Genomic DNA, 5,182 nt, shown 5'->3' with positions numbered 1-5,182 from the left:
TAATCGTCATTACAGTTCCTTATACGATTAACCATGGGGATTTTTTTCAAAATGAATCTGAATTGATTATTGTAAGTCTTCTTGTAACCTCGCTGAGTGTTGTTTATGCTAGAAAGTTTGAAATGATTTCTTTTGGGATGTTAAGCAAGAAAGACCTTTTGCTTTTTATTGCAATCTTTCTTCTAAGTGTGCTTGAGACGCTGGTTTATATTCATTTCTTCGCTATTTCTTCTGGCGCAGGAGTTCAACACTTGGCGGAAGTCAGCAGAGGAATTTCTCTGTCTTTGATTTTGACTTCCTCAGTTTTTGGACCCATCCAAGAGGAACTCATTTTCAGAGGACTTCTCCAAGGTGCGGTTTTTGACAATTCTTGGTTAGGGCTTGTGCTAACTTCCTCACTATTTTCTTTCATGCATGGACCTTCTAATGTCCCTTCGTTTATTTTTTATCTACTTGGGGGCTTGTTGCTGGGCTTTGCTTATAAAAAGAGCCAAAACCTATGGGTTTCTACTCTAGTTCACATGTTTTACAATGCTTGGCCACTCTTATATTATTTATAAAAATCATGAAAAGGTAAGCAGAAGACGGTGCTTGCCTTTTTCTTTCTATAATGATACCCAAGCCAATCCAGAGGCTTTTCTTTGAGAATCGGGTGTGGAGCGGTTGACGAATAGGCCAAAAACTAGTAGAATAGTAAGGAAACTTTATACGGAGGAAAGAAATGGATTTGGGTGATAATGAGCTAACACTGACTCCCATACCTGGGAAAAGTGGCAAGGCTTATATGGGTAGCTATCCTGATGGGAAGCGTATCTTTGTAAAAATGAACACCTCTCCAATCCTACCTGGTCTAGCTAGAGAACAAATTGCTCCACAATTATTATGGAGTCGCCGTTTGGCAGATGGGCGTGACATGTGTGCTCAAGAATGGTTGACAGGCAAGATATTGACCCCCTATGATATGAATCGTAAGCAAATCGTCAATATTTTAACCCGCCTTCATCGCTCACGTCCGTTGATGACACAGTTGAGTCGTTTGGGCTATGCCATGGAAACACCTGTAGATTTACTACAGTCTTGGCAAGAAACGGCTCCAGATGCTTTGCGTAAAAATCATTTTATCAGTGAAGTGATGGCTGATTTACGTCAGACTATTCCAGGATTTAGAGAGGACTATGCGACCATTGTCCATGGAGATGTACGACATAGTAATTGGATTGAGACAGATAGTGGCTTGATTTATTTGGTAGATTGGGATTCGGTTCGCTTAACCGACCGCATGTTTGATGTGGCCCATATGCTCTGCCATTATATTCCAGAACATCAGTGGAAGGAATGGTTGACCTACTACGGTTACAAGTACAATCAAACGGTATTAAATAAATTGTATTGGTACGGTCAATTGTCTTATTTGAGCCAGATTTCCAAGTATTATATGAACCAAGATTTAGAAAATGTCAATCGGGAGATCCATGGCTTACGTCACTTCCGAGACAAGTATGGAAAGAGAAGATGAGAGTTAGAAATCGTAAAGGGGCGACAGAATTACTAGAGGCAAATCCCCAGTATGTGGTCCTCAATCCCTTGGAAGCCAAGGGAAAATGGCGGGACTTGTTTGGCAATGACAATCCCATTCATGTGGAAGTTGGAAGTGGAAAGGGTGCCTTTGTTTCAGGTATGGCCAAGCAAAACTCTAACATCAACTATATCGGGATTGATATTCAAAAGTCTGTTTTGAGCTATGCCTTGGACAAGGTGCTTGAAGTTGGAGTGCCTAATATCAAGCTTTTGTGGGTAGATGGTTCTGACTTGACTGACTACTTTGAAGACGGTGAGATTGATCGCTTGTATCTGAACTTTTCAGATCCTTGGCCTAAAAAACGCCATGAAAAGCGTCGTTTGACCTACAAGACCTTCTTGGATACCTTCAAACGTATCTTGCCTGAAAATGGAGAAATTCATTTCAAGACGGATAACCGTGGCTTGTTTGAGTACAGCCTAGTGAGCTTTTCTCAGTATGGCATGAAGCTCAATGGCGTCTGGCTAGATTTACATGCCAGTGATTTTGAAGGCAATGTCATGACAGAATACGAGCAAAAATTCTCCAACAAGGGGCAAGTTATCTATCGAGTTGAGGCAGAATTTTAAGAAATAGCCTGAAATCAGGCTGTATAAGTGCTTTTGCTTTACATAAGTTGGCAAACGTGCTATACTAAGAGTAAGAATATAAAAAGTGAGGCGGGGAAATATCTTCGCCTCTTGCTTATGAGGAGGTGGACGCAATCGCAACAATCGTAGAATTAGTCAGAGAAGTTGTAGAACCTGTCATTCAAGAACCTTTCGAACTCGTGGATATCGAGTATGGAAAGATTGGCAGTGACATGATTCTCAGTATTTTTGTAGATAAACCTGAAGGAATTACCTTGAACGACACGGCAGACTTGACAGAAATTATCAGTCCTGTCCTAGACACCATCAAGCCCGATCCCTTCCCAGAACAATATTTCCTAGAAATCACCAGTCCGGGCTTGGAACGTCCTTTGAAAACCAAGGATGCCGTCGCTGGAGCGGTTGGGAAATACATCCATGTCGGGCTCTACCAAGCCATCGATAAGCAAAAGGTCTTTGAAGGAACCTTGTTGGCCTTCGAAGAGGACGAGTTGACTATGGAATATATGGACAAGACGCGTAAGAAAACCGTCCAAATTCCATACAGTTTAGTATCAAAAGCACGTTTAGCAGTTAAATTATAGAAAAAGAAAGGATAGCTTTTGAGGATTCAAAAGTGAAGAAAACATGAGTAAAGAAATGCTAGAGGCCTTCCGCATTTTGGAAGAAGACAAGGGAATCAAAAAAGAAGATATCATCGACGCAGTAGTAGAGTCGCTTCGTTCCGCTTATCGCAGACGCTATGGTCAATCAGACAGCGTAGCTATTGATTTCAATGAAAAAACAGGTGACTTTACAGTTTATACTGTCCGTGAAGTGGTTGATGAAGTATTTGATAGCCGTTTGGAAATCAGCTTGAAAGATGCTCTTGCCATTAATTCAGCCTATGAACTTGGTGACAAAATCAAGTTTGAAGAAGCACCTGCTGAGTTTGGTCGTGTAGCAGCCCAATCTGCCAAACAAACCATCATGGAAAAAATGCGCAAGCAAACACGTGCCATCACTTACAATACTTATAAAGAACATGAGCAAGAAATCATGTCTGGTACAGTAGAACGCTTTGACAACCGCTTTATCTATGTCAACCTTGGCAGCATCGAAGCCCAATTGTCAAAACAAGACCAAATCCCTGGAGAAGTCTTTTCTTCTCATGATCGTATCGAAGTTTATGTCTATAAGGTTGAAGATAACCCTCGTGGTGTCAACGTCTTTGTTAGCCGTAGTCATCCAGAAATGATCAAACGTTTGATGGAGCAAGAAATCCCAGAAGTTTATGATGGAACTGTTGAAATCATGAGCGTGGCTCGTGAAGCTGGTGACCGTACGAAGGTTGCCGTTCGTAGCCACAATCCAAACGTGGATGCTATCGGTACAATCGTTGGACGTGGTGGTGCTAATATCAAGAAGATTACCAGCAAATTCCACCCAGCTCGCTACGATGCTAAAAATGACCGTATGGTGCCAATCGAAGAAAACATCGACGTTATCGAGTGGGTGGCAGATCCAGCTGAATTTATTTACAATGCCATCGCTCCTGCTGAGGTTGACCAAGTTATTTTTGACGAAAACGACAGCAAACGTGCCTTGGTGGTTGTTCCTGATAACAAGCTTTCTCTTGCTATCGGTCGTCGTGGGCAAAACGTTCGCTTGGCGGCTCACTTGACTGGTTACCGTATCGATATCAAGTCTGCTAGCGAATTTGAAGCCATGGAAGAAGCTGGTTCGGTAGAGTTGGAAGCAGAAAACGATACTGTAGAAGAATAAAATCTGCTAGAGGAGGGAAAGATGAAAACGAGAAAAATCCCTTTGCGCAAGTCTGTCGTGTCCAATGAAGTGATTGATAAGCGAGATTTGCTCCGCATTGTCAAAAACAAGGAAGGACAAGTCTTTATCGATCCGACAGGCAAGGCCAATGGCCGTGGCGCTTATATCAAGCTAGACAATGCAGAAGCCCTAGAGGCGAAAAAGAAGAAGGTCTTTAACCGCAGCTTTAATATGGAAGTTGATGAAAGCTTTTATGACGAGTTGATCGCTTATGTGGATCACAAAGTGAAAAGAAGAGAGTTAGGACTTGAATAAGCAAAAGATAAGCAATCTCTTGGGACTTGCTCAGCGAGCAGGGCGGATCATATCGGGTGAAGAATTGGTGGTCAAGGCTATTCAAGACGGCAAGGCCAAGTTGGTCTTTCTAGCCCATGATGCTGGACCCAATCTGACCAAGAAGATTCAAGATAAAGGTCATTATTATCAAGTAGAAATTGTAACCGTGTTTTCAACACTGGAATTAAGCATAGCAGTCGGGAAATCAAGAAAGGTTTTGGCTGTGACAGATGCTGGATTTACAAAGAAAATGAGGTCTCTTATGGAATAGAAGAGGAGGACATGATTTGTCTAAGAAAAGATTGTACGAAATCGCAAAAGAACTTGGAAAAGAAAGTAAAGAAGTTGTAGCGCGTGCAAAAGAGTTGGGCTTGGATGTGAAAAGCCACTCATCAAGTGTGGAAGAAGCTGTCGCTGCAAAAATCGCTGCCAGCTTTAAGCCTGCAGCTGCTCCGAAAGTAGAAGCAAAACCTGCAGCACCAAAAGAAAGTGCAGAAAAGAAAGCCGAAAAATCTGAGCCAGCTAAACCAGCTGTAGCTAAGGAAGAGGCAAAACCTGCTGAGCCAGTCGCTCCTAAAACAGAAAAAGTAGTAGCTAAACCGCAAAGCCGTAATTTCAAGGCTGAGCGTGAAGCTCGTGCCAAAGAGCAGGCAGAACGACGCAAGCAAAACAAGGGCAATAACCGTGACCAACAAAAGGGAAATCATCAAAAGAATGATAACCGTAATGGTGGAAAACAAGGTCAAGGCAACCGCGATAATCGTCGCTTTAATGACCAAGCTAAGAAACAGCAAGGTCAGCAAAATCGTGGAAATGAGCGCCGTCAACAAGAGGACAAACGTTTAAATCAAGCGGCTCCACGTATTGACTTTAAAGCCCGTGCAGCAGCCCTAAAAGCAGAACAAAATGCAGA

The 5,182-nt window shown here is 42.4% G+C and carries 8 protein-coding genes; all 8 read left to right on the top strand.

Annotated features, from left to right (window positions below; translation table 11 throughout):
* The first annotated feature begins 2 nt into the window (after positions 1-2).
* Positions 3-560, top strand: a complete 558-nt coding sequence (locus RYL77_RS08725) for a CPBP family intramembrane glutamic endopeptidase (protein WP_315010989.1) — start codon at positions 3-5, stop codon at positions 558-560.
* Positions 561-721: 161 nt separating this feature from the next.
* Positions 722-1,516 (top strand): cell cycle regulator CcrZ, encoded by a 795-nt coding sequence (gene ccrZ / locus RYL77_RS08720; protein WP_000363005.1) that lies wholly within the window; start codon positions 722-724, stop codon positions 1,514-1,516.
* Positions 1,513-2,148, top strand: a complete 636-nt coding sequence (gene trmB / locus RYL77_RS08715) for a tRNA (guanosine(46)-N7)-methyltransferase TrmB (protein WP_315010988.1) — start codon at positions 1,513-1,515, stop codon at positions 2,146-2,148. Before ccrZ ends, trmB begins: the two co-directional genes overlap by 4 nt.
* A gap of 125 nt (positions 2,149-2,273) precedes the next feature.
* The gene (rimP, locus tag RYL77_RS08710; protein ID WP_000338698.1) at positions 2,274-2,753 is read left to right on the top strand and encodes a ribosome maturation factor RimP; all 480 of its coding nucleotides are present in this window, start codon (positions 2,274-2,276) and stop codon (positions 2,751-2,753) included.
* A 43-nt stretch (positions 2,754-2,796) separates the two neighbouring features.
* A complete protein-coding gene (gene nusA / locus RYL77_RS08705) occupies positions 2,797-3,933 on the top strand; it encodes a transcription termination factor NusA (protein ID WP_315010987.1) in 1,137 nt (378 codons plus the stop codon).
* A 21-nt stretch (positions 3,934-3,954) separates the two neighbouring features.
* A complete protein-coding gene (rnpM, locus tag RYL77_RS08700) occupies positions 3,955-4,248 on the top strand; it encodes an RNase P modulator RnpM (protein WP_057487485.1) in 294 nt (97 codons plus the stop codon).
* Positions 4,241-4,540 carry a YlxQ-related RNA-binding protein gene (locus RYL77_RS08695; protein WP_001041389.1) on the top strand — a complete coding sequence of 100 codons (300 nt, stop codon included), beginning with the start codon at positions 4,241-4,243 and terminating at the stop codon, positions 4,538-4,540. Before rnpM ends, RYL77_RS08695 begins: the two co-directional genes overlap by 8 nt.
* 16 nt (positions 4,541-4,556) lie before the next feature.
* Positions 4,557-5,182 (top strand): translation initiation factor IF-2 N-terminal domain-containing protein (locus tag RYL77_RS08690; protein WP_315010986.1); only part of this gene is annotated, 626 nt, incomplete at its 3' end.

Origin of the sequence: uncultured Streptococcus sp. (assembly GCF_963516515.1) — a bacterium.
Classification (GTDB): domain Bacteria; phylum Bacillota; class Bacilli; order Lactobacillales; family Streptococcaceae; genus Streptococcus.
The sequence above is the reverse complement of the archived record's forward strand: the minus strand, read 5'-3'. Positions and strand labels throughout refer to the sequence as shown.